The organism is Nostoc sp. DedQUE09, assembly GCF_034530915.1.
GTDB lineage: Bacteria > Cyanobacteriota > Cyanobacteriia > Cyanobacteriales > Nostocaceae > Nostoc.
The window spans coordinates 1-24,794 of sequence record NZ_JAVRCE010000010.1 but is presented as its reverse complement, the minus strand read 5'-3'; the positions used below and the strand labels follow the sequence as shown (position 1 = coordinate 24,794).

The 24,794-nt window shown below is 41.3% G+C and carries 17 protein-coding genes and 1 pseudogene; 6 read left to right on the top strand and 12 right to left on the bottom strand.

The window, feature by feature from the left end:
• Nucleotides 1-37: 37 nt before the first annotated feature.
• Nucleotides 38-2,164, top strand: a complete 2,127-nt coding sequence (gene glgX, locus RMY27_RS08795; RefSeq protein WP_322662299.1) for a glycogen debranching protein GlgX — start codon at nucleotides 38-40, stop codon at nucleotides 2,162-2,164.
• A 34-nt stretch (nucleotides 2,165-2,198) separates the two neighbouring features.
• Here the strand turns inward: glgX and RMY27_RS08790 are convergent, their stop codons facing one another.
• The 6 genes from RMY27_RS08790 to RMY27_RS08765 form a co-directional block, all read right to left on the bottom strand.
• Nucleotides 2,199-3,734 (bottom strand): iron uptake porin, encoded by a 1,536-nt coding sequence (locus tag RMY27_RS08790; RefSeq protein WP_322662297.1) that lies wholly within the window; start codon nucleotides 3,732-3,734, stop codon nucleotides 2,199-2,201.
• A 330-nt stretch (nucleotides 3,735-4,064) separates the two neighbouring features.
• Nucleotides 4,065-5,045 carry a phosphotransferase family protein gene (locus tag RMY27_RS08785; RefSeq protein ID WP_322662295.1) on the bottom strand — a complete coding sequence of 327 codons (981 nt, stop codon included), beginning with the start codon at nucleotides 5,043-5,045 and terminating at the stop codon, nucleotides 4,065-4,067.
• Between the two features lie 33 nt (nucleotides 5,046-5,078).
• Nucleotides 5,079-6,875: an ABC transporter ATP-binding protein gene (locus RMY27_RS08780; protein ID WP_322662293.1), complete on the bottom strand. Its 1,797-nt coding sequence runs from the start codon at nucleotides 6,873-6,875 to the stop codon at nucleotides 5,079-5,081.
• The gene (locus tag RMY27_RS08775; protein ID WP_322662291.1) at nucleotides 6,876-8,033 is read right to left on the bottom strand and encodes a glycosyltransferase family 4 protein; all 1,158 of its coding nucleotides are present in this window, start codon (nucleotides 8,031-8,033) and stop codon (nucleotides 6,876-6,878) included.
• Between the two features lie 191 nt (nucleotides 8,034-8,224).
• Nucleotides 8,225-9,511: a glycosyltransferase gene (locus tag RMY27_RS08770; protein WP_322662289.1), complete on the bottom strand. Its 1,287-nt coding sequence runs from the start codon at nucleotides 9,509-9,511 to the stop codon at nucleotides 8,225-8,227.
• A 133-nt stretch (nucleotides 9,512-9,644) separates the two neighbouring features.
• Nucleotides 9,645-10,916, bottom strand: coding sequence for a glycosyltransferase family protein (locus RMY27_RS08765; RefSeq protein ID WP_322662287.1), 1,272 nt, complete (start codon nucleotides 10,914-10,916; stop codon nucleotides 9,645-9,647).
• Between the two features lie 136 nt (nucleotides 10,917-11,052).
• On the opposite strand from RMY27_RS08765, the gene RMY27_RS08760 reads away from it, so the two are divergent.
• Together RMY27_RS08760 and RMY27_RS08755 are read left to right on the top strand one after the other, a co-directional pair.
• The gene (locus RMY27_RS08760) at nucleotides 11,053-11,211 is read left to right on the top strand and encodes a hypothetical protein (RefSeq protein WP_322662285.1); all 159 of its coding nucleotides are present in this window, start codon (nucleotides 11,053-11,055) and stop codon (nucleotides 11,209-11,211) included.
• A gap of 334 nt (nucleotides 11,212-11,545) precedes the next feature.
• The gene (locus RMY27_RS08755; RefSeq protein ID WP_322662283.1) at nucleotides 11,546-12,172 is read left to right on the top strand and encodes a Uma2 family endonuclease; all 627 of its coding nucleotides are present in this window, start codon (nucleotides 11,546-11,548) and stop codon (nucleotides 12,170-12,172) included.
• An 11-nt stretch (nucleotides 12,173-12,183) separates the two neighbouring features.
• On the opposite strand, the pseudogene RMY27_RS08750 reads toward RMY27_RS08755, so the two are convergent.
• From RMY27_RS08750 to RMY27_RS08735, 4 genes and pseudogenes are all read right to left on the bottom strand, one after another.
• A pseudogene (locus tag RMY27_RS08750) lies at nucleotides 12,184-12,303 on the bottom strand (tetratricopeptide repeat protein); the annotation flags it as partial.
• 65 nt (nucleotides 12,304-12,368) lie between these two features.
• Complete coding sequence (gene petJ, locus RMY27_RS08745) at nucleotides 12,369-12,704, bottom strand: cytochrome c6 PetJ (protein WP_322662473.1); 336 nt, start codon at nucleotides 12,702-12,704, stop codon at nucleotides 12,369-12,371.
• Between the two features lie 364 nt (nucleotides 12,705-13,068).
• Nucleotides 13,069-13,563 carry a GNAT family N-acetyltransferase gene (locus tag RMY27_RS08740; protein ID WP_322662470.1) on the bottom strand — a complete coding sequence of 165 codons (495 nt, stop codon included), beginning with the start codon at nucleotides 13,561-13,563 and terminating at the stop codon, nucleotides 13,069-13,071.
• Nucleotides 13,564-13,726: 163 nt separating this feature from the next.
• A complete protein-coding gene (locus RMY27_RS08735; protein ID WP_322662468.1) occupies nucleotides 13,727-14,899 on the bottom strand; it encodes an RpoD/SigA family RNA polymerase sigma factor in 1,173 nt (390 codons plus the stop codon).
• 807 nt (nucleotides 14,900-15,706) lie between these two features.
• Here RMY27_RS08735 and priA point away from each other — a divergent pair.
• Nucleotides 15,707-18,430: a primosomal protein N' gene (priA, locus tag RMY27_RS08730; protein ID WP_322662280.1), complete on the top strand. Its 2,724-nt coding sequence runs from the start codon at nucleotides 15,707-15,709 to the stop codon at nucleotides 18,428-18,430.
• 1,225 nt (nucleotides 18,431-19,655) lie between these two features.
• Complete coding sequence (locus RMY27_RS08725; protein WP_322662278.1) at nucleotides 19,656-22,076, top strand: sucrose synthase; 2,421 nt, start codon at nucleotides 19,656-19,658, stop codon at nucleotides 22,074-22,076.
• Nucleotides 22,077-22,143: 67 nt separating this feature from the next.
• Here the strand turns inward: RMY27_RS08725 and RMY27_RS08720 are convergent, their stop codons facing one another.
• Together RMY27_RS08720 and RMY27_RS08715 are read right to left on the bottom strand one after the other, a co-directional pair.
• Complete coding sequence (locus tag RMY27_RS08720; protein WP_322662277.1) at nucleotides 22,144-22,698, bottom strand: peptidoglycan-binding domain-containing protein; 555 nt, start codon at nucleotides 22,696-22,698, stop codon at nucleotides 22,144-22,146.
• 308 nt (nucleotides 22,699-23,006) lie between these two features.
• Nucleotides 23,007-23,723, bottom strand: coding sequence for an ROK family protein (locus RMY27_RS08715; protein WP_322662275.1), 717 nt, complete (start codon nucleotides 23,721-23,723; stop codon nucleotides 23,007-23,009).
• 391 nt (nucleotides 23,724-24,114) lie between these two features.
• Here RMY27_RS08715 and RMY27_RS08710 point away from each other — a divergent pair, with 391 nt between their 5' ends.
• A complete protein-coding gene (locus RMY27_RS08710; RefSeq protein WP_322662272.1) occupies nucleotides 24,115-24,618 on the top strand; it encodes a 2TM domain-containing protein in 504 nt (167 codons plus the stop codon).
• The last annotated feature ends 176 nt before the right edge of the window (nucleotides 24,619-24,794 follow it).

Here is a 24,794-nt window from a genome sequence, read left to right as displayed (position 1 = left end):
TAATATTTGCCGAAAAACTAATATTCAAGATTTGCTTATGTATGTAGCTTTATGGCCGGGGAATGTATATCCTTTAGGTGCAACTTGGGATGGCAAAGGAACAAACTTTGCTTTATTTTCGGAAAATGCAACAGGGGTAGAGCTTTGTTTATTTGATAACGATGACGAAGAAATTCGCATACCTTTGACAGAAAAAAACAATTTTGTTTGGCATGGTTACTTACCAGGAGTTGGCCCAGGTCAAAAGTATGGGTTTAGAGTGCATGGAATGTGGGCACCGGAGGTAGGTCATCGATTTAATCCCAACAAACTATTAATTGATCCCTACGCCAAGGCAATTGACGGTGAATTTACTAACGATCCAGGTGTCTTTGGTTACTCTCTAGACGCTGAGGAAAAAGACTTAGTTTTTTCTGAACTAGATGATGCCAAATTAATGCCCAAGTGTGTTGTGGTCGATCAATCTTTTGATTGGGAAGGCGATCAACTGCTTGGTACACCTTGGTATAGAACTGTTATTTATGAAACTCACGTCAAAGGTTTTACTAAACTACATCCAGCTATTCCAGAAGAGTTGCGCGGCACTTATGCCGGGTTAGCGCATCCGGCTGCAATTCAACACTTACTGCAATTAGGAATTACAGCAGTTGAGTTGCTGCCAGTACATCACTTTCTATCTCATCCGGGACATTTAGAAGGGAAAGGATTAAGCAATTACTGGGGCTACGATTCCATCAACTATTTTGCTCCCTATTCTAGTTACAGTGCTAGTGGGACTGCGGGACAACAAGTCACTGAATTCAAGCAAATGGTCAAAGCACTACATTTTGCCGGAATTGAAGTGATTTTAGATGTGGTCTACAACCACACTGGCGAAGGAAATCATTTAGGACCAACATTATCTTTGCGAGGCATTGATAATTCTGTATATTACCGTTTGGTAAAAGATGATCCTCGCTACTACATGGACTTTACAGGCTGCGGTAACTCTCTGAATGTGCGCCATGCTCAAGTTCTGAAGTTAATCATGGATAGCCTGCGCTATTGGGTGACAGAAATGCATGTAGATGGCTTCCGCTTTGATTTGGCCTCGGCGCTGGCGCGGGAATTATATGAGGTAGATAACCTATCAGCTTTCTTTGATATTATTCATCAAGACCCAATCTTGGCAGATGTGAAGCTGATTGCTGAACCTTGGGACTTAGGAGAAGGCGGTTATCAAGTCGGGAACTTTCCACTGCGTTGGTCTGAGTGGAATGGTAGATATCGGGATACAGTCAGAGATTTTTGGCGTGGTGTCGATGATAGTTTAGGACAATTTGCTTACTGTTTTACCGGTAGCCCTGATTTATATCAAACAAACGGGCGTAACCCCAATGCAAGTATTAATTTCATAACTGCTCATGATGGTTTTACGTTAAATGATTTAGTCAGCTACAACGAAAAGCATAACGAGGCAAACGGGGAAGACAGTAGAGATGGTGAAAGCCATAATAGATCCTGGAATTGTGGTGTAGAAGGTGAAACCGACGATCCAGATGTGATGCGTTTGCGCGAACGGCAACGACGAAACTTTTTAGCAACCCTAATGCTATCTCAAGGTGTCCCAATGCTATTAGAAGGGGATGAAATTGGCTGTAGTCAAAAGGGTAATAATAATGTCTACTGCCAAGATAATGAGATTTCCTGGCGGCATTGGGATTTGCATAAAGCGAACTCGGATTTACTAGACTTTACACGCGAACTAATTAATTTTCGCCATCAACATCCAGTGTTTCGGCGGCGTAAGTGGTTTCAAGGTCGCCCCATTCACGGTTTAGGTATTAATGATATTGCTTGGTTTAATTCTGATGGCAGTGAAATGACCGAGAAGCAGTGGCTAGTTAGTTATGCCAAAGTAATGGAGATTTTTTTGAATGGGCAGGGAATTGCTACTCCAGGGGATCGTGGTGAGCGGATTATTGATGAAAGTTTTCTGTTATTTTTTAACGCTCACTACGAGTTAATTGACTTTGCTTTGCCCAATGAATTTAAAGATAAGGTATGGGAGATAGTAATTGACACTAATGAACCTCGATTTTTAGAGCGGGGAAAATTAGTTTCAGGCTCTCAAACTGTACCAGTTACAGATCGCTCTCTGATGGTGTTACGCCTGATCAGTTAACAGTGCGAGGAGAAAAAGATACCCTTTTTTATAGTTAAAAGGTAAATGTTGTACGAACTGTACCAACATAAATTTTGTCATTACTATTATCATTTTCAGGATTCGTGATGACAAATAAACCCGGAGTTATCGCTAGATTATCTGTGATTTGCAGGTGGTAAAAAGCTTCTAGATGTAAAGATGTATCCTCATCTTCAAAGGTATTACCGAAACTATTATCAATCACTTTAGGCGGTTGACCCACCACAAATCCGGCAAAGCTATCTTCTCTGCTAATATCTTTGATCGATAGTAATAACGCCCATGTGGAGATAAAAGCATTTGGGGTTGCTGCTAAATCTTCTGCTTTGGCATGAATAAAACCAACTCGGCCCCCAAGAGTGATACTTCGGTTAAGTTGCCAAGCGGCTTCTGCACCAAAGGAATTCGCAGTAATGGCATCTGCCTGATTATTAAAGGGATTGTTAGTTAATTCGCTGCCGGTTCCGGTATTCACATTATTGTAAGAGTAGATATAGGTAACGCTAAGTGCTGTTGTTTTGGTGGGTTCAAGTGTGATTTGAGCGATCGCACCATGAGGACTAGCAAAAATTCCCCTCTCTGGATTAGCTGCATCGTTGGTGACGTATGCCAATGACAGATTCAGAGAGTCATTTAAATTATGAGAAATACCGATACCTGCACCGCCACCTTGTCGTCGAATCGGATTTTCTCGTCCAAATGTAGAAATAGATCCGTCTCCACTACCGCTAAAAAGAGGATTGACAGTAGGAACAAAATCGCCTAATCCTCCTCCCAAAGCATAGAACGTTATGCGAGTTTGCTTACCTAGTGGAAATTTATAATTAATCTCATCTACTTCCATCTCATTGTCATCGTCGCCATCAAATCCCAAATTGGCCATTTTAGTTCCAGTAAAATCTGACAATTCTGGTGTATTTCGACCTTGCAAGCGTATTTGTAAGTTGTCTTTGCCGATAAAACTTGTCTCTAAGCTAAGACGGACGCGATCGCTCAACACTAAATTATCATTGATTTGCTTGGTTCTGCTATTGGCTTTTTTTCCACCAGCAACTCCAGTCATAGCAAAAATAATCTCTCCCTCTAACTCAACTTGGGGCGAAAACTGTTGTGTTTGTAATGCATTTACTTTGTTTTCTAAGAAATTGATGCGATTTCTAAAAGTTACTAATTCTGCCGAAAATTTTGCTTGTAATTTTTGAATGGTAGTTAATATTTCTCGATTTAGTTTACCATTACTTGTTAGCTCATTTATGTTTATCATGCAAGCATTTAATTTAATAGCAAACTGATATCTGGTCAGGCTTATATTGTTATTAATATTATCGTTATTAACACAATCATATTGATCAATCAAAGCTTGTAGTGTTTGAAATTCCCAACTATCAGCACTAATATCAGATAATTGAGAGACTGATGTAATATTATTTAATTGATTATTTTCTATTGTTGCTGCATTAATCGTTGCATTAGCTTTATTTAGGCTACTAAAAGCAAACAAAATGATTAAACTAATCAAGCGAACCTTCTGCCAAAAAATCAAACCCATCAATACTATCTCCTGAAAATACTACCGCAAAAATAGGGTGACAGATATAGCGATTCTCATTTCTATGCAATAGACTTTGACCTCTCTCCTAAAAGGAGAGAGGCTTTGAGTCTTACTCCTCTTCCCTTGTAGGGAAGGGGCTGGGGGTTAGGTCTGTATTGGACTCAACTGAGAATCGCTATAAATTAGCTGCAATACGTTTCAGGTAGGGGTTATTGGTCTTTCAAGACGCGATAAATCGCGTCTCTATATGAAGGTTTTGGGGTTATCTGAACTGTATTTAAATTGACTGGGGGTTATTGTATTGCACTTAACTCAGAAGCCCTATATTTACGAATTACGAATTATCCCAAGTCGCTTTTCGCACAGATTTAATAGTGCTTCTGCAAAAGGACGACGTTCTGCAAATTGGGTGCTGATATGAATATGTCGAACTAAAGTTAGGGTTGTATAGGATTGAATTGCACTGAGGAATTTATCGCTTGTAAGCTGAATAAATCTTTCAGTTAAAACATTTTCATACTCTTGTAATACTTGGGAATTACCAAAAGTCCGAAGGCTGTATTCTTGAATATGACCAATGAAATTAGCGATATCAAGTGCTGGATTACCTTCACAATATAAATCTAGGTCGATGAGATATAAACGAGAATTATTAATAATCACTTGATCGGGATAAAAATCACGGTGGATACCACAGCGTTTTGGTTCTGGCGTGTTTTCTCCTAAATGATTACTTGCTTCTAATATTCTCTCTAAGCGTTCTTCCCATTGTGGATATTGTTGCGTAATTAATGAAATCCGCTCATGCAAAATTCGCAGTTCATCTGACATAGTATGAGAACGATGAGGAAGAATATTAGCTTGGTGCAATTTATGGGCAGCTTCAGCAATTAGTTTTGCAGGTAAAATACTGTCAGTTGGTGATAAAAATTGAGTAGCAATAACCCCTTCAACTTTACGCTGTAACCACATTTGCCATTGGGGAATTACGCCTACAGGTTCAGGTACAGAAATTCCATCAGGACTATCATCACCAAATCCCGCAGACCATAGAGATTTCTGTAACTCATAACTATGAAAATCCGTTCCCTTAGCCCTAACCTTACCAATGAGCGTAATTATTTGTCCATCATCATTAATCAATTCATATTCAATCAAACAACACCGCCCCAACTTATGACGAATAACCCGGACTTTCTGCACACGACAATTTACAGCGATCGCTAAACACCGCCCAAAACACTCTTCCACCCGCAACCGATCAACCGCATCCGCCAAAAAAGGCATCTTCCCATCACTAAACCCCATACTCTGCGTACCTCTGCGTTAAAAAACTCCCCTCTAAACCCTCAAAGAAGCCTGCACTTGATACAAAGCTGCATAACGCCCATTCTGTTGCATCAATTCCAGATGAGTACCTTGTTCCACCACCTGCCCATTTTCCAGATAAAGAATCATATCTGCGCGAGTTGCCAGATAAAGATCATGAGTAATTAAAAAAGTAGTGCGATTTTCCGACAACTGTTGCAGTGCATCAATCACAGCCTTCTCATTACCCTGATCTAACCCTGTTGTAGGTTCATCTAAAATCAGGATAGGAGCTTGACGAATAGCAGCACGAGCGATCGCAATTCTTTGTCTTTGTCCTCCAGAAAGAGTTGCGCCTCTTTCTCCTACAAGGGTGTCGTATCCTTGTGGTAAAGCTTGGATAAAATCATGAGCATTAGCTAAACGAGTCGCATCTTCGATTTCAGCATCAGACACCCCTGCAATCCCGTAGCTAATATTTTCTCGAATACTAGCAGCAAATAAGAGACTATCTTGCAAAACTACACTAATTTGTGGACGTAATGATGCCAATGTGTATTCTCGAATATCCCGCCCATCAATCATTACGCGCCCTGCTGTTGGGTCATAGAGCCGTAATAAGAGACTGACTAATGTAGATTTACCACCACCAGAAGTCCCAACGATCGCTACTTGCTGTCCTGGTTGAATGTTTAAGTTGATGTCTTGCAGTAGAACTTGTCCTGATTGATAGGCAAAGTGGACGCGATCAAAACGCACTGCACCTCGGAAAATCGGGGCTGGGATTGCATCCGGCAAATCATAGACATCGGGTTGCTGATTTAATACATCTAAAATACGCTCACTAGAAGCCGCTGCTTTCGCCAGTCGTCCAGTGTACTTAGCGAAGTTCTGCACTGGCTTAAAAGCATTCTTCAGGTAGGTGAGAAATACCAGCACATCCCCAGGTGTTAACGCATCCCGCAACGCCAGCCAAGAACCATACCATAAAACGATCGCTGTTCCCAATGCAATCACAGCATCAACGGTACGTTCTAAGTGAGCCGCCAGCCGTTGGGTTTTGACGTTTTCTTTGAGACTACGTTGATTTTGTTGAGCAAATACGCGTGCAAAAGCGTCTTGCAAGGATAAGGCTTTAACTAATTTAATGGCAGCAATGGACTCAGCCGCCGTCGCCGCTACAGCACCTTCTTGTTGGCGTTGCTTTAATGAGGAATCTTTAATTCGCTGGCTGAGTCGGTTAGCAACTAGCCAAAATAACGGTAGCGTGAATAGTGAAAGTAGGGTGAGGCTGGGATTGATCCAAAACATTACCCCAATCATTCCAAATAGAGTCAGAATGCTGACTACTAGCGGTAATGCTGCCGTAATCATAATTTCTTGGAGACGGCTAGCATCGCTACTGACGCGAATAATTAAATCGCCGCTACGTGCTTTGGTGTGATATGCCAAAGATAAATCTTGCAGATGACAATACAAATGATTACGCACTTTCGCCATGACTCGGCTGCCGACTGTTGCTAATCCGACGGTACTCCAATAGGCAGCAAGGGCGCGTAAACTTGTAATGAGTAAGACTGCAACGGCTGAGAAAGTCAGTAATGTTATCGGTTCTAGACTAGCAATGACGGGAATATTATTTAGCTTTTTGCTGCGAAGAAGAACATAATCAAAGACAAACTTGAGCGGCCAAGGTTCTAATACGCGGAGTCCGACATCTGCAACTAAAGCGATCGCAGAAATCACAAGTAGTCCGAACTGTGGACGAATGTCAGACCAGAAATAAACTAGGATTCCCCACAAACCAGAAACATTTTGAGCTTTTGACATTTATCGTTTCACCTCCATCAGCAATGGAGATGCTATGTAGAGAATTTTTTGAGCGATCGCATCCCAAGTATGATGTGCGATCACCGTTTGCCGCGCCGCCTGTCCTAAAGTATGACGGAGAGTAGGCGATCGCCACAATTTTTCTAATGCCTCTGCTAAAGCGATCGCATCACCTGGAGGACAAAGAATACCATTCACCCCTGAATCAATTAAGTCTGCCAATTGCCCAATCCGACTCACAACTACAGGCAAACCAGCCGCCATATATTCATACACTTTCAATGGTGAGAAGTAAAAATCAGATTGCGCGGCGTAGGGTGCAACGGCGACATCCATTGCTGCTAAAAATTGAGGAACTTCATCAGGATTCACCGCACCAGTAAATTGAGTATGAGCATCTAATCCCCGTGCAGCTAATTCCATTTGTAGATTTTCGCGTTCGGGGCCATCGCCAACAATTAAGAGTTTGGCATTGGGAACACGTTGATGCAGTAAACTAAAAGCTTCTGTGAGAATTGGCAATCCATGCCACGGTTTCAACGTACCAACAAATCCCACTGTAAAGGTTTCAGGTTGAGTTACCGGACGAAGGATAGAAAAGCGGTGAGGATTGACACCATTAGGGATGACGTGAACTTTGCTACTGTCCACATAATTCATTAAGTAAGTTTTCAGTACATCTGAAACAGCAATCAGTGTTGTAGCAGCTGAAAACACTCGATTTGCAACTTCTTCCGCACTTTGGCGATCAATCAAACCCCGATGCTGTGCTTGTTCTGTGATCAAAGGCGAATTTACCTCCAACAAACCCGGAATTCCCATAGCTTGGGCATATTCCATCGCGCTATAACTCCAAAGAGAATAACGCTCATAAATGAAGTCAAAGGGGCCAAATCTTTCCAAATTTAAACGTAAATCAGGATTCATACCTAAAGCAACTTGCTCTCGCACCGCCCGTTCTAATTTAGGGATAACTGGGAGTTGATGAACAACATTAGCTAAATCTGCGGGTAATTCTCCCCCAATCCGAGTAGCAAATAATGTGACTTGGCTACCTTGCTTTTGCAACGATCGAATCACCTCTTGGACATGAATCGAACATCCTTTTTGACCAAATACAGGTATACCCGGATCAGCACAAATGTATGCAATTCGCATCTTCACACCTCCTGAATTAGTTACCAAATAAAAAAACATCCCAAATTTTCTTGTGGGATGGGCATCTTGCCCGTCCCAGATTTAGAGCGCTCATGTTGCCCACCCCACAAGATGGATAATTTTTGTCTTGGAAGTCCCTTAGCACTCTTTTATTACTCTCGTCAGATTAAATTTGAAACCCTATTTTGGCGTTAGTCCGCGCAGGCGGACTTTGTTTGTGTAGCCGCGATTTCTAATCGCCGGGGTTTCATTCCCGTAGAGAATAATTTCCGTAACATTGCAGTATTGCGATGAATATCAAACTCAGACTCAATTAATTGCCTAGCCTGGGTTGACAACTTAACCCGCAAAGCAGAATTAGTCAGGAATTGCCCAAGTGCATCGGCTAATTTCTCGGCATCATGTTGTGGCACAATCAAGCCAGTCTCGCCATCACGCACCAATTCAGGAATACCTGTTACATCAGTACTTACACAGGGCGTTCCTAAAGCCATAGCTTCGAGTAAAACTGTAGGTAGTCCATCCCGATTACCATCTTTGCCAATGACATAAGGTGCGGCAAACACAGCAGCTTTTTGTACTAATTGAAACACGTCATTTTGTGGACGCGGGCCGGCAATTTCCACAATAGATTGCAGTTCTAAATCTATAACTTGCTGACGCAAGGTCAATTCTAAAGAACCAGTACCGACAATTTGACACTGAAACTGATAATTTCTCTGCTTGAGAATGGCACAAGCATCAATCAAAACAGATAACCCTTTCTTCTCGATTAACCGACCGACTGAGATAATTAATGGCGGACGTTCAGCCGGAGAAGAATATTGTAATTGTCGTAAATCTAACCCGTTGTAAATGCGCTGAACTTGCTTTGCGGCTAAGTTATATGTATTGTGCAGATATCTGAGATTATAGTCACTGACAGTTACTACACTAGCTGCATCCTGTAGTTTACCTTGCATATCTTCAAATTCCACGCTTTCATGAAATATGTCTTTAGCATGAGCTGTAAAGGTATAGGGAATGCCTGTAAAGTGGGATGCTAGCCGAGCTACGCTAGTAGCCACAGTACCAAAATGAGCGTGTAAATGTGTAATGCCTTTAAGTCGCGCTTCTCGTGCTAACCATGCGGCTTGATAGACAGTGCTATCTTGTTCACCTTGAGCAAAGGCCAGTTTTGTCCAAAAGTCAGGGATAACTTTACTTGCTTCTTGTAATTCTGCCCAAAAATAGCTAGCAGCCGTAGGCGCAAGACTATTGAGTGATTCACTAACCCGCCCTTGAATTGGCCTCCGAATGTAACTTACAGGCGCACGCACTTGGGAAATAATATTTTGAAAGTGAGTGTCACATAGTGGTCGTAAGGCGAAAATTTCTATATCTAAGCCAGCCGCTTCATGAGCCAAAATTTCATTGACAACAAAGGTTTCAGAATAGCGGGGATAACGTTTAAGAACATAACCAATACGGATTGACATAATTCGTAATTCGTAATATTTCGACTCCTTTCGACTTCTCTACGAGACGCTACGCGAACGCTCAAGGCAAGTCGCTCAGTACAAGTTCGTAATTCGTAATTAATGAGGTGAAATTTTTGTCTTTGACAAATGACTAATGACAAATAACTGATACGAGGATTTCATTAACGAATTGAGGAATGCGGGTAAGTCCTTTGAGATCGACGAAATTACGGACTTGTGGTGGTTTTACCTCAAGGGTTAGCCAGTTGCTTAATGCTGTAGGTGTCAGTTGACGTGGTTGTATTACATCGATTAAGCCTAGTGCTTGTAATCGTTCAGCACGGATTAATTGTTCTCGTCGGGGTTTGATGCGGGGTAAAATGAGCGATCGCTTTGCAAATGACAACAATTCACAAGTTGTGTTGTAACCACCCATTGCAATCACACGTTCGGCTTGATTTAGTAACAGCGTCGGCTCGGCTAAATATTCCAACACGCGCAGATTGTCACGTTGCGCTGCATAGTTCTGGAGTTTTTGCCTAACTTCTCGCGGCATAAACGGGCCTGTCAAGATGATACCGTTCATCTCTGGTGGTAGTTCAGCATGAGCAAATGTTTCTGCTAACTGCGCTCCGTCTTGTCCGCCTCCCACTAAGCACAATACCAGTCGTTCAGATGACAGATTGAGCGATTTAAATGCTTGAACGCTGTCTAAATCCAGATGTTTGAGGCGACTGCGTTGGTCAAGATAGCCGGTGTAGCGGAATTTGGCAACAGTTTTTGGCTGGAAGTGATACTCTTTTGCTAGGTCATAGATGTTGCGATCGCCATACACCCAAACCTGATCGTAGTAAGCTTGAATCGCCTCTTCATTACCTGCTCGCTTCCAATCTCGACGCACAGAAGCAGGTTCATCTAAGATATCCCGTAAACCTAAAATGCAGTATGTTTTTCCTTGAGTACGCAAGTAATTTAGGGTTGGATCTAGCTCTCTGACTGCTCCTCGCGGTACATTATCCACAATAAAAATATCAGGTTTAAATGTTTTAATAGTGGTTAGTATCACTTGCGATCGCAGTGTAATAATTTCCTGCAATGATAGATCCAATCTTCTTGCCTGATATCGCCCATCAATATTTTTGTGCAAAGCCGGGAGCGTCAAACAATCTACCCCTGGAGGTGTTGGTACATTACTGGCATCTTGAATGCCACTAATCATTAAAACATCAGTTTTTAGGGGTGAACATCCTAAAGTTTGAGCAATCAACAAATTACGGCGTTTATGTCCTAGTCCCATTGTGTCGTGGGAATATAAAGCAATGCGCCACTTCCGAGTATTGCTAGATAAACTACTATTCTCCGGAGACATGATGCTAGCAGATGTTCTGATGATTTCTCCAGAGTGGGATAACAAGTTGTTCATTTGCACTCCTGACTAATTTTTCCCACAGAATCTAATCCCCCTTTTTATCTAGCAATCTGAAATAATTCATGAAAACACACCACATTTATGGAGTTTTTAAAATTCAGAAGACAGAAGGGAACCCACATTTAAAAACGTGGAATTGAAGCAAGCAGCGCCATTTGATGGCAGTTGCTTCTCTCAAAGGGAGACAGCGCGTAGCTTGCTTTCCCGTAGGGAAGTCGGGGAACCTGCCCACAGCAGTGGCTTTGCTTTGTATCTCGCGGCACTTTCTGCGACGCTCCTACGTCGCTAACGCTTCGCTATCGATACAATTCTTCTTTTGAACGTAGCTCTATAGGCAGAACTAAAGTTTTTACTGATACTGATTTTCTTCCAACCCTAACTTTGTTTGTCATAATTTTCGCGTACCGTTTAACTTGAACTTAACGTAAGTTTAACTAAAGCTTTATGAGAAGAGAATGAAAGTTACATGAGAACTTTCTCATGTAGCCTTCACCAGATATCAAATAATATTGTCTATTCGCTTTCAAAAGCTATTTTTACTAGTAACTCTAATTAAAAATTACGAATTACGTTAGGATTGAGAAAAATGAATACTTCACAGACACGATAGAAGACAATAATTTATGATTCAAGCCTTACGCAAACTAGTTACATTCGATGAATTCGTTGCTAAATATCCTGACAACACAGGAAAACGTTATGAGTTGCATGATGGAGTAATAGTAGAGATGCCGCAACCCACAGGCGATCATGAAGAGGTAGTTGGATTTTTAGCTTTTGAAATTACTAGAGAATGTATCCGTTTAAATCTCCCCTACTTCATACCTAAAACAGTATTAGTCAAACCGCCTGAAGGTGAATCGGCTTACTCACCAGATGTGCTGATATTAAATCGCCACAACTTGGTAAATGAACCTCTGTGGAAAAAAGAATCTACTGTAAGTCAAGCGGAATCAATACCCTTAGTCGTTGAGGTAGTGAGTAGCAATTGGCGTGATGATTATTTAAAAAAAGCTGCTGACTATGAGGCTGTAGGCATTCCAGAATATTGGATTGTAGATTATGCTGCTTTAGGCGGTAGGCGATTTATTGGCAATCCCAAACAACCAACTGTCTCGCTTTACACTTTAATTGAGGGAGAATACCAAGTTAGCCAGTTTCAAGGTAGCGATCGCATTATCTCACCTCTGTTCCCCGAATTAAATTTAACCGCCGAACAGATTTTTCAAGCTGGTGGATACCCTGTATAGCCTTAATAGTGTGCGATCGCTTGATTATGAGCGACAATGGCAGCAGGATAATCCCCTTGTCTGTAGTGTGCTACTCCCCGGTTTAGATAAGCCTCAAAGTTATTCGGTGCAAGATTTGTGGCTTGAGTACAATAACTCTAAAATTAGCGGGACAAAAAGCCCCGCAAATTATTAATTTTTGAAGTTAGATTTTAGCCTACTTCCAGTCTTTATCTGCTTGTGAAAGTACATAAGCAGTTACATCTTCAATCTGGTTAGGTTTTAAACGACTACCGAAAGCAGGCATGGCATTTTTACCTTTTGTAACTTGGGCAATAATCGCCTCCGCTGAGTACATACCATACTTTTCTAAAGCGTCCTTCTTCAGGTTCTTCGGAGCTTGAACAAGATTTTTACCTCCGGCGTGACAAGAGGCACAATTAGCACTAAATACTTTAGCTCCACTAGCAGCATCTGCTGCCAATGCTGGACGGCTGAAGGCAAAGGTGAAGATTGCTATGCCTAACAGTATGACTGTAATCATTTTTTTCATTTCGTGTTCTCTCTGCAATAACAGCTTATTCGGTGCAATATCCTCCATAATTGTGAGTTCAGCCGCTACCATAGTCAAATGACAAGCTGTCAAACTTTGGTTTATTAAATAAAGTTTTTGGATTTTGAATCTTGGCGATTTTAGATTTAGCTTTATTAGCACAAAAGCGATATGTAACGAGAATTTGCTTGTCTACAAAATACCTAGCTTTTTTATTTGCAAAGACGTGCTATTTATACTGATGATTAAAATGCAAAATTATGTAATTTTGAGTATTTTATAAAGAAAATTATTAAAATTTAAGGATGAAATATTAAAGATAAAAATTGTCTTGTTTCATCCTTTATACTTCATCCTTCGTTTTTTATTTGACCGATCCTAATTGAGTAAGCACATCTTCCGTGACGCGACAAATTCGCCAATCATCTAATATAGATGCTCCCATACTACGGTAGAATTCTTGGGCTGACTCATTCCAATCTAAGACACTCCACTCAAATCGCCCACAATCACGTTCTACAGCTATCTGAGCTACTTTAGTTAGGAGAGCCTTACCAATACCTTGCCTGCGATATTCTGGTAAAACAAATAAATCTTCCAGATAAATTCCTGGCTTAGTCAGAAATGTTGAATAATTATGAAAAAATAGAGCAAAACCGACAGCTTGACCCGCAGATTCTGCTAATATTGCCTCTACATACCTCCGCGAACCAAATAAATGCTCCTGAAGTGCTAGAGCATTGCCAGCGATCGCGTGAGATAATTTTTCATACTCTGCAAGTCCCTCAATTAATTTAAACAATACGCTGCAATCGGCTGGTTCGGCAAAACGCACAATCAAATTGCTACCCGAAGTCATTAGTCTATAGTCCATAGTTTATAGTCCATAGTCTATAGGTAACTGGGCAATTTATTTTGAGTATTGACTAAACAAGAGCCGAAAAAAGCTACAAAACACCCGATGTTTGCGAATTGCAAAGCTAATTAAGTTCCAGATTGCACCTCTATCTTGAGCAATGTAATTAAATCAACCAACCTTTTAAGCGTTTGGCTATGTGAGGACGGCGCAATTTCCGCATGGCTTTGCTTTGAATTTGACGCACTCGCTCACGAGAAAGATTGAACATATTGCCAACCTCTTCTAAGGTACATGGTTCGCTGCTTGTCAAACCATAACGCAGAGAAATCACATCTTTCTCTCGTGGAGTTAACACGTCACCCAAGACTTCCCAAATCTCCTGACGCATCATGTTTTCATTCATTTTTGCTTCTGGAGACAAGTTATCTTCATCTTCTAGCAAATCCATCAATTCCGTGTCTTCTTCTTTACCAACGCGGTGGTTGAGAGAAAGTGCTTGTCGCCGTAGCTGTTGTAGCTGGCGTAGTTGTTGCACACTAATTTCTAAATATTCTGCCATTTCTCCTTCGGTAGGATTACGACAGAGTTTTTGTTTGAGTTCCCGTTGGGCTTTTTTTAGCTTGTTTAGCTTTTCAACAATATGAATCGGTAGCCGAATTGTTCGCGCATCGTTAGCTATAGCTCTAGTAATGGCTTGTCTAATCCACCAATAGGCGTAGGTAGAAAATTTATATCCTTTATCGGGATCAAACTTTTCTGTAGCGCGATTTAAGCCCATTGCTCCTTCCTGAATTAAATCCAGAAAAGGCACTCCCCGATTTAAATATCGCTTGGCAATAGACACTACCAATCTCAAGTTCGAGCGAATCATTTTGCGTTTCGCTACTCTCCCTTGATACAAGCGATTTTCTAGTTGCTTTTCCGTCATTCCTAGCTCGGAAGCCACTTCTAGTTTGCTGGCTTCATGTTCCAGCTTTAACTCTAAAGCCGCTTGTATTTCTCTAAATTCTTCTAGAAACCTAACTCGCCGCGCTAACTCTACTTCTTCATCAGCTTTTAAGAGCGGATAACGTGCCATTTCTTTAAAAAATGCGCCGACAGCATCATCATGTTCAGTTTTGTTGTATCCCGAAGGACGAGCCGCAGCCATGTCATCGCCATCGCGTTCGTCTGATTCCAGATTTTCTACTACAATTGGAGATTCTTCTTCTGCCACTGCATTTAAACTATCGAGCGATGGTTCTTCGATATCAGCAGCATTCTCCAGTATTTCCATTTTTCCCAATTCAACAATATTCATATTTTCCTTTAGGGATTGTTGCTTTGTTTGGTACATCATTTATTTACACCTACTCGTTTGAGGCTTGGTAGTTTTCCCTAATGGACGACGCACCCGTAAAGAATAGCGAAATGTAGGCTGATGCTAATTTGTCTATAGAAATAGAAATCGGCATCTACCTAGTATCTATAGGTTACAGTTATATACAACCTATAACGAAACTTACCTTAGCACCCAGCAAAACTTTTTTCTTAGATTCCCAGCAGATATATTCTTCATTTTTTTCTGAATTATCAAATATGTCAAACCCCCTCAAACTTTCTCAACCTTAACAAATATAAAAATTCCAGCTAATCATCCAAATATTTTAAACTTTCATATATTTTTCTAAATATTTATAATGTTTTAGTCGCTGGAGTAGACTGTTGTATAAAAGGAAGACCTACTAATGGGTTACGCATTCCCGATTTGATTTCCAGTTACCTATATAATACAAATTACAAGAGTAGCAGTTTAATTTTGATCTGATCTTACTTTGTATAAAAGCATCTCATATACAGAAATGGTTGAATATCTACCGCTAGGCGGAAAAAGGCTACTCCATATTTAGTAGATAGAGTAACTGTTGCAGCAATAGCCGACATGCTTTTATTTGTATAGTGGGTACCAAATATTTATTGCATATATAGTTGATACGAATTTGTCTAGTAGATTACATAAGAGGAAAATTATCAAGTATTATGAAGAATAACAGTATTGAGAAATACCATTTAAATTTAAGAAAGCGAAAAACTAAAGTTTAGTTAGCTAGGTTGATTCTGACCAGCTATGTGAGGAAAATATTTAATTATAAAATCCGCAAGTATGTATATTAATGACATAAATTTATCTCCTTTAGTGGTGAGTGAACCGAGTGAATCATACAAGTCAGGTGAAACTGTTAATCGGTGGGTTGAAGTATTGGTAGACTGTCCAGGAAGTACAGGACTATTTACTTATCGATTGCCAGCCCAGTTAGAAATCAAACCAGGAGATATTTTGAGCGTGCCATTTGGGGCGCAACAATTAGGAGCGATCGCGATTCGGTTACTGGCACAACCCAATATCGATTTACCACCAGAAAAAATCCGAGAAGTAGAAGATATAGTCAGCGTTGGATTTTTCCCAAGTGCTTATTGGGAATTACTCAACCGAGTTGCTGCATATTACTATACGCCGCTGATTCAAGTAATCCGGGTTGCTCTACCCCCAGGATTGCTGGGGCGATCGCAGCGTCGTATCCGCCTGGTTGGAGGGAGAGCAGGGGGGCAGGGGAGCAGGGGAGCAGAGGGGCAGAGGGGCAGAGGGGCAGAGGGGAGTCGTTATTTACTGGGATCTGCCGATCCTTTGGCTTTTTTGACTCCGACTGCGCGGCAAGTTTGGGAACTTTTGCAAGGGCAACCGGCGGGGGACTATAGTTTTGTTTACCTTCAGCAAAAAGTCAAATCTGCTTATCGGGGAATTCGGGAGTTATTGCGATTTGGTTTAGTAGAGAGCTACTTAGAACCGCCGCGACTAACTCGACCAAAATTGCAAAAAGCAGTTACGCTCACAGGTACAATTGACCAAGAGTTAACTACTCGCCAACGAGAGATTTTAGAAGTGTTGCGGCGACGTGGCGGGGAGTTGTGGTTAAATGAGTTCTTACAGATTTGTAAAACAACTACCCCTACCCTGAAAGGGCTAGAGGAAAAAGGCTACATCATCATCGAAGAACGGGAAGTATTGCGAACTGAACAAGGCCCAACTTTGGTAGGCGATGGTGCTAAATCTTTAACTACAGCTCAAGCTAGCGCTTTAACAACAATTCAGACATTAGATAAATTTGCTCAAGTTTTATTGCATGGGGTGACAGGTTCAGGAAAAACCGAAGTATATTTGCAAGCGATCGCACCTCTCCTCAATCAAGGTAAATCCGCCCTGGTTTTAGTCCCAGAAATTGGACTTACACCCCAGCTAACCGATCGTTTTCGCGCTCGTTTTGGTAATAAAGTCAGCGTTTATCACAGCGCCCTCTCAGATGGTGAACGTTATGACACTTGGCGGCAAATGCTCACCGGAGAACCTCAAGTTGTCATTGGTACTCGTAGCGCCGTTTTCGCCCCTTTACCCAACTTGGGTTTAATTATTTTAGATGAAGAACACGATAGCAGCTTTAAACAAGATTCCCCTATACCCACCTACCACGCCCGCACCGTTGCCCACTGGCGAGCTGAATTAGAAAACTGCCCCTTGGTGTTGGGTTCTGCTACGCCTTCGTTGGAAACTTGGGTAAGTGTGAGGAAGCAGGGGAGCAGAGGAGCAGGGGAGCAGGGGAGCAGGGGAGCAGGGGAGCAGAGGAGCAGGGGAGCAGGGGGAGAATTCGTAACTCCTCACTCCTCACTCCCAACTCCTAACTCTTCACTCCCAACCCCTCACTCCTCACTCAGCACTCAGCACTCAGCACTCAGCACTCATTTCAGCACTCATTACTTAAGTTTGCCTGAGCGCATCAACTCCCGCCCTTTACCGCCGGTGGAAATCGTCGATATGCGGCAAGAGTTGCAACAGGGAAATCGTTCTATATTTAGTAGATCCCTGCAAGCAGCTTTGCAAGAGTTGCAAGAAAGAAAACAACAGGGAATTTTATTTATTCATCGTCGGGGACACAGTACTTTTGTGTCTTGCCGCAGTTGTGGATATGTGTTGGAATGTCCGCACTGTGATGTGTCGCTGGCGTATCACCACACCGAAGAAAAAGCGCCGGAATTATTGCGGTGTCATTATTGTAACTATGCGCGATCGCACCCCAAATTTTGCCCTGATTGTAGTTCCCCTTACCTGAAATTTTTCGGTAGCGGTACTCAACGAATCACGCAAGAACTAGCGCGACAGTTCCCGGAGTTGCGCTTGATTCGTTTTGATAGCGATACCACCCGCAATAAAGGCTCACACCGTACATTACTAACTCAGTTTGCCAATGGCGAAGCAGATTTATTAGTCGGAACGCAAATGCTTACCAAAGGTTTGGATTTACCACAAGTGACACTTGTGGGTGTTGTCGCCGCCGATGGATTGCTAAATTTATCAGATTATCGCGCCAGCGAACGAGCATTTCAAACCTTGACACAAGTCGCTGGACGTGCTGGTAGAGGTGAAGATCCCGGTAGAGTGATTGTGCAGACTTATACTACAGAGCATCAGGTAATTGCAGCAGTGCGATCGCACGATTATCAATCTTTCTCTCAAGCTGAATTGGAACAACGCCAAGCACTCAATTATCCTCCATACGGGCGGTTAATTTTGTTGCGTTTAAGTAGTCTCGACCCAATTCAAGTACAAAATACGGCGCAAGTTATTGCTACAGCCTTGAGTACAGAAGAAGAATTCGAGATATTGGGCCCAGCACCAGCGAGTATTTTACGAGTAGCTAATCGTTATCGCTGGCAGATATTGATTAAATTTGCCCCCGATGCCTTACCGCGATTACCAGATTGGGAAGAAGTGCGATCGCTTTGTCCTTCCTCTGTAAGTTTAACTATTGATGTAGACCCGTTAAATATTATGTGATCGTTATGCGATCGTAAATTACTACCCCAACTAGCAGGGTGGTTTCATACAAGCAGAGAAAAACTCAAGCTGGGTTTCAAAGCCTCTCCCCCCGTGGGGGAGAGGAATGGAAGTGAGGGAAAAAGCTATGCCACAAAACGAGAAATCAAGACTTATGTATTTTTCTTTTTTCGTATGAAACCACCCTGCTCCCCGCTCTTCGGGAGGGGAGACGAAGCGTAGCTTTGGCGGGGTGGGGTTCTTCGGATTTAATAAGTAATCAAGCGAACATGATATAACTAAAGCTCTTTCATATTAAAATTCCCGAAATTTTATAAAATTCGGGAATCTAGCCTTAGAAGTTTTTGAACGCACATTTGAATTTTAAAAAATGCCTAAAAGAATGATCAAAGTCAGCCCACAGAAGGCAAGTAAAGACATAATCAGAATGTTGCCTATACTGTGGTCAGAAGGTGTTAACTTATCTGTATTGGTAGCCATATAATCGACCAAATTTAAACAACCTTTATCTAAAATTATAACTATGTAAAACAAATATCACTTTGTTATTGAATAAAACTTTATTTTAATTTATTTAAGTTTAAATTAATAGTTAAAGTTTCAGCAAAACTATTAACTTTTGTTTCAAGTATTTCAAAAATAATTATAGCAATATAATCAATTATTACCCAAATTAACACAATATAGGAATCATATTTTATTTTTGAAATTATTTACCTTATATACAGCAGATTTTAAGTTGGTGAACTACACAGGCTAAGTCTCAAAGCCTATTTTACTTCTGCCTATTTTACTTCTGTTAGTTAGTGCAGCCTATTCTGACCGGAGCAACAGAAACGTCTCCGGCTCCTAAATTATGAATTCTACTGTATGTGCTGATAATCAAAATATACGCAAATAAATGATATAGTAAAGATTACATTAAGCAATTAAGGGCGTGATAATTTGTGCCCCAAATATTATTATGCAGTGATTTAGTAACCTCTATCAAAAGAAATAAAAATTGTATTCCTTTAGTGAGATCCAAAAATACTGAGTCATAGATACTTTAAGTAAAGTAGAACATGATTTCAGTGCCTGCTGAAAAGTTGATACTTGTAGGTACACAGGTAAATATAATTTATCTGTGTTGTTTCGTGTTTATATATGTCTAACAAAAGGTGGAGGCTTATTTGTCTTGCCTAAAAAGTTAACAATGCAAACATCGTCATTTAGTGGAGTTGCTATGTCTGAATTGCTTCAAGCAGTCTTAGATAGTGAAGAAAGAAGTGATTTACGTTCCTTTCTTAGTGAATTACGCCAACAAGAAAAGAAGTACTTGCTACGGAACGACATACTCAATGTATATAGTGAGTATTGCTCCAAATCCCAGAAACCTGAAGCCTTTTACACTTCCTCGGAGTTAGGCAAACTAATTTACTATACTCAGGAAATTATTCAGGAAGACTCAAACTTCTGTTTCATCATCCGTTCTAAGATTGCTAGCCAAGAAGTTTATTGGTTGACATCAGACTTAAGCATTGAGCCGATGACGGTGCAGGATTTGTTGGATCTGCGCGATCGCTTGGTAAACAAATTTCATCCCAACGAGGGCGACCTGCTAGAATTGGACTTCGGCCCGTTTTATGACTACACCCCAACCATCCGCGATCCCAAAAATATTGGTAAAGGGGTACAATTTCTCAACCGCTATCTATCCAGCAAAATATTTCAAGACTCCAAACAATTGCTGGACAGCTTATTGAATTTCTTGCGCCTGCACCACTACAACGGTGTGCAACTGCTGCTTAACGATCGCATTCAATCACAGCAGCAACTTTCCGAGCAAGTTAAGAAAGCGATCGGCTTTGTTAATAATCGCCCTGATGATGAACCCTACGAACAATTCCGCTTCCAATTGCAGTCAATGGGTTTTGAGCCAGGTTGGGGTAACACCGCAGCGCGAGTGCGAGAAACTTTAAATATTCTCGATGAATTGATTGATTCTGCCGATCCTCAGACCCTAGAAGCATTCATTTCTCGTGTCCCGATGATTTTTAGAATCGTCTTGGTGTCAGCTCACGGTTGGTTTGGGCAAGAGGGAGTTTTAGGGCGTCCCGATACCGGCGGTCAGGTAGTTTACGTCCTTGACCAAGCAAAGAGCCTAGAGAAGCAGTTACAAGAAGATGTCCTGCTTGCGGGTTTAGAGAAATTAAATGTTGAGCCAAAGGTAATTATTCTCACCCGCTTGATTCCCAATAGTGATGGTACTCTTTGTAATCAACGGCTAGAAAAAGTCCACGGGACTGAAAATGCCTGGATTTTGCGAGTACCTTTACGCGAATTTAACCCTAATATGACTCAAAACTGGATTTCCCGGTTTGAGTTTTGGCCTTATCTAGAAACCTACGCAATTGATTCCGAAAGAGAACTAAGGGCAGAATTTCACGGCACACCTGACTTAATAGTTGGGAACTATACTGATGGGAATTTAGTGGCATTTTTGCTGGCGCGGCGTTTGAAAGTTACCCAATGCAATGTTGCCCATGCTTTGGAAAAATCTAAATACTTGTTCAGCAACCTCTACTGGCAAGAATTGGAGGAGAAATATCATTTTTCCTTGCAATTCACTGCTGATTTGATTGCTATGAATGCTGCCAATTTTGTGATCAGCAGCACCTACCAAGAAATTGTCGGGACACCGGATAGTGTGGGACAATACGAGTCTTATAAATGCTTCACCATGCCGGAGTTGTATCATGTTACCAATGGCATTGAACTATTTAGTCCCAAATTTAATGTCGTACCGCCTGGAGTAAACGAGAATAATTACTTTCCCTACACGCGAAACAAAGACCGAGTAGAGAGCGATCGCCAACGCCTTGCAGAAACACTCTTTACTCTGGAAGACCCCACGCAAATCTTTGGCAAACTCGACGATCCTAACAAGCGCCCTCTCTTCTCAATGGCGCGTCTTGACCACATCAAAAACCTCACAGGTTTAGCTGAATGTTATGGTCAAAGTAAAGAATTACAAGAGCATTGCAACTTAATTTTGGTAGCAGGTAAATTACGCGTCGAAGAATCAGGTGACAACGAAGAACGCGACGAAATTATCAAACTCTACCAAATAATTGATCGGTACAATCTCCACGGAAAGATTCGTTGGCTGGGTGTGCGCCTGACTAAAACTGATTCTGGTGAAATTTACCGAGTCATTGCCGATCATCAGGGAATTTTTGTACAACCAGCTTTATTTGAAGCTTTTGGTTTGACAATCTTAGAAGCGATGGTTTCAGGATTACCGACTTTCGCCACACAGTTTGGTGGGCCATTAGAGATTATTCAAGATAAGGTGAATGGATTTTTGATTAACCCGACGAATTTAGAGGAGACAGCCACCAAAATTGTGGACTTCATCACTAAATGCGAACAAAATCCTAACTATTGGAGTGAAATTTCGCACCGAGCTATTGACCGAGTTTACAGCACCTATACTTGGAAAATTCACACTAACAAGTTGTTATCCTTAGCACGAATTTATGGCTTTTGGAACTTTACCTCAAAGGAAAATCGGGAAGATTTATTGCGCTATATCGAGGCTTTGTTCTATTTAATTTACAAGCCAAGAGCGCAACAGCTATTAGAGCAGCATAAGTACCGTTAGTTTGTCATTAGTCATTTGTCATTAGCTAAGGACTAAGGACAAATGACTAAAAACAATGGACAAATAACTAAATTGTCAATGCACCCCAAGTTCGTTCACCAACTACTCCATCTACACCTAAATTTCGCTGGTTTTGAAAGGCTTTGACAGCAGTCTCTGTTAGTGCGCCAAAAATTCCATCTACTCTTACAGCATAACCGTTAGACACTAATAACTGTTGTAAGGCTCTGACAGCAATACCAGAACTACCGAAATAAAGAGTCGGTAGAGGTTGGCTACTAAACTTCTGGAACCGTCCTGTAGCCTTTGTACGGACTTCACCTCCAGACTGAGAAGACTTCTTAGGCTTACCAAAGTTAGAAGAAATTAGTCCCTGATTTTTTTTGCTGATTTTCTGAAGTATGTGTTTTTTTTCTAGTTTCAGCACTGAGAGAGAAGCCTGAGAAATCTCATCTGTCTGCATAAATTCAGGTGGCGTAACTTTAGCAGCTATCTCTAACTGACTCTGTTTTGACTGGTTTACGTCATTTTCCATCTGAAATAATTGCTGCTGTGGCAAATTGGTCCCAGATGCTTGTCTTATTGTTAACACGCCCGTCATCATCAGGCCAATTTCATTCATTTTTGTTTATTTTACTTCAAGCAATATTTATTTTAACCAACAACATTGTTCCTGTCCGGGATAGTATATACTGAGCAAACGAAAAAATCATGTACTAATTTTTCCAGATAATATTTTCATGTTTATATTTGCTTCCCTCCGATTTCATTTAATTAGATTAATATCATTAATCAAGCCATCAAGTTATCAGACATACTATCTAAATCAATGGTTTTTGAAAAAAGATGCACCTTAAGAAAAAGCGTATAGGCATTGGCTGCCCTTAGATATCGCTTAATACTCTCAGTTGTGGCGAGATGAAAAACTTTTTACCTTTTTTCATCTCGCCACAAAGCAATACCGCCTAATAAACCGGTGATATTGGGTATAAGTTTGACATTTAACGGTAGCTGGAAATTCACTCTCACAGCTTCACCACCGCCAATGTAAAGGTAATCATAATTAAACAGATGTTGTAAAGATGCGATCGCTTTTTCTAAACGCCTATTCCATCTTTTCTCACCAATTTTTTCTAACTCTGCACGCCCCAACTGTTGCTCAAAAGTCTCTCCTTTACGAAACGGGTGATGCCCCATTTCCATATTCGGTACTAGCTTACCATCCACAAATAAAGCCGAACCAAACCCCGTACCCAGAGTAATCACTAATTCGACACCTTTACCTGCGATCGCACCAAATCCCTGCATATCTGCATCATTAATCACCCGTACAGGCTTGTTTAAGTGTTTTAATAATGCTGTTTCCAAATCAAATCCGATCCAATCTGGATGTAAGTTTACCGCAGTTTCTGTGACTCCACATCGTACCACACCGGGAAAACCGACTGAAACGCGATGAAATTCACCTTGAGCCGCTGCTAACACCACGATTGCATTAATTACAACCTCCGGTGTTGCAGGTTGCGGTGTATCTAAACGCGCCCTTTCCGTTACAGGATTACCCGTAATATCCAAAACCATAGCCTTAACGCCACTACCGCCAATATCAACCGATAGGGTACGAATCGATCCATTTTCTTCAACCATTGAGTGACATCCTTGTTAATACTTGTTATTTCGTTATTAATTATGCTCTGCTGCATTTGATAATATCTTGGATGTTTGGAGAGTCTTTATATTGATGGGGAGATGGGGAAGCAAGGGAGCAAGAGAGAAGTTGCAGTAAATTTTTCCCCTCTGCCCCTCTGCTCCCCTGCCCCCCTGCCCCTCTGCTCCCCTGCCCCCCTGCCCCTCTGCCCCCCTGCCCCTCTGCCCCTCTGCCCCTTTACCCCATTCCCAAAGTTAAAAATCCCATACATTCGATGCCGGACAGCATCTAGATTTGTTAATCTAAGAATAATGGAAATAGTACTAGCGTAGCTGCTTAAAATCCATCGGGTAGCAAATTTCTATTAAAAGTAATATAAGAGAAAGAATTATGACGGCGTTTGAACCTCAAAGCATCCGCTCGTATAGCCAAGAAGATGTCCAACAAATTCTGCACTTAGCGATCGCTCGTCAAGCAGATGATAAAGACACAGAATTTTCTTATGAGCATATATTAGAAATTGCTGCTGAGTTAGAAATTTCACCTGAGTCTTTAAAATTAGCAGAACGCGATTGGGTATTGCAACAGGGTCAAGTTCAACAACGAAAAGCTTTTGACGCCTACCGCATCAGAAGATTTCAGAAGCGTTTAAGCAAATATGCAATTTTCAATGGCTTTTTTATACTGCTTGATTTAATCAGTGGTGGCGGAATTTCTTGGTCGCTATACATTTTACTATTCTGCGGATTGCCTGTAGGGCTTGATGTCTGGAATACCTTTCAAATCAAAGGTGAAGAGTATGAAATGGCATTCCAAAAATGGAGTCGCAACCATCAGATTAAGAAAACCATCAGCACAGTTTTGAATAAGTGGTTTAAGGTATTACAGGCTTAATCAAAACTTTCCCTAACCCTAACCCATTTCTACTTAATTCCCCCCAGAAACCTACGGTGTATACACAAGTTTGAAATAGTTGATTAACTAGGGTTTTACCCCACCCTAACCCTCCCCTTGCAAAGGGGAGGGAACTAGATTCTCTTGTTTCCCCCCAATGCATCGGGGGGATTAAG

Bases quoted from the DNA above. Each gene is read 5' to 3' on its own strand.
- glgX (WP_322662299.1), top strand. From the start codon at position 38: ATGTATGTAGCTTTATGGCCGGGGAATGTATATCCTTTAGGTGCAACT.
- RMY27_RS08790 (WP_322662297.1), bottom strand. From the start codon at position 3,734: ATGGGTTTGATTTTTTGGCAGAAGGTTCGCTTGATTAGTTTAATCATT.
- RMY27_RS08785 (WP_322662295.1), bottom strand. From the start codon at position 5,045: ATGGGGTTTAGTGATGGGAAGATGCCTTTTTTGGCGGATGCGGTTGAT.
- RMY27_RS08780 (WP_322662293.1), bottom strand. From the start codon at position 6,875: ATGTCAAAAGCTCAAAATGTTTCTGGTTTGTGGGGAATCCTAGTTTAT.
- RMY27_RS08775 (WP_322662291.1), bottom strand. From the start codon at position 8,033: ATGCGAATTGCATACATTTGTGCTGATCCGGGTATACCTGTATTTGGT.
- RMY27_RS08770 (WP_322662289.1), bottom strand. From the start codon at position 9,511: ATGTCAATCCGTATTGGTTATGTTCTTAAACGTTATCCCCGCTATTCT.
- RMY27_RS08765 (WP_322662287.1), bottom strand. From the start codon at position 10,916: ATGAACAACTTGTTATCCCACTCTGGAGAAATCATCAGAACATCTGCT.
- RMY27_RS08755 (WP_322662283.1), top strand. From the start codon at position 11,546: ATGATTCAAGCCTTACGCAAACTAGTTACATTCGATGAATTCGTTGCT.
- petJ (WP_322662473.1), bottom strand. From the start codon at position 12,704: ATGAAAAAAATGATTACAGTCATACTGTTAGGCATAGCAATCTTCACC.
- RMY27_RS08740 (WP_322662470.1), bottom strand. From the start codon at position 13,563: ATGACTTCGGGTAGCAATTTGATTGTGCGTTTTGCCGAACCAGCCGAT.
- RMY27_RS08735 (WP_322662468.1), bottom strand. From the start codon at position 14,899: ATGTACCAAACAAAGCAACAATCCCTAAAGGAAAATATGAATATTGTT.
- priA (WP_322662280.1), top strand. From the start codon at position 15,707: ATGTATATTAATGACATAAATTTATCTCCTTTAGTGGTGAGTGAACCG.
- RMY27_RS08725 (WP_322662278.1), top strand. From the start codon at position 19,656: ATGTCTGAATTGCTTCAAGCAGTCTTAGATAGTGAAGAAAGAAGTGAT.
- RMY27_RS08720 (WP_322662277.1), bottom strand. From the start codon at position 22,698: ATGAATGAAATTGGCCTGATGATGACGGGCGTGTTAACAATAAGACAA.
- RMY27_RS08715 (WP_322662275.1), bottom strand. From the start codon at position 23,723: ATGGTTGAAGAAAATGGATCGATTCGTACCCTATCGGTTGATATTGGC.
- RMY27_RS08710 (WP_322662272.1), top strand. From the start codon at position 24,115: ATGACGGCGTTTGAACCTCAAAGCATCCGCTCGTATAGCCAAGAAGAT.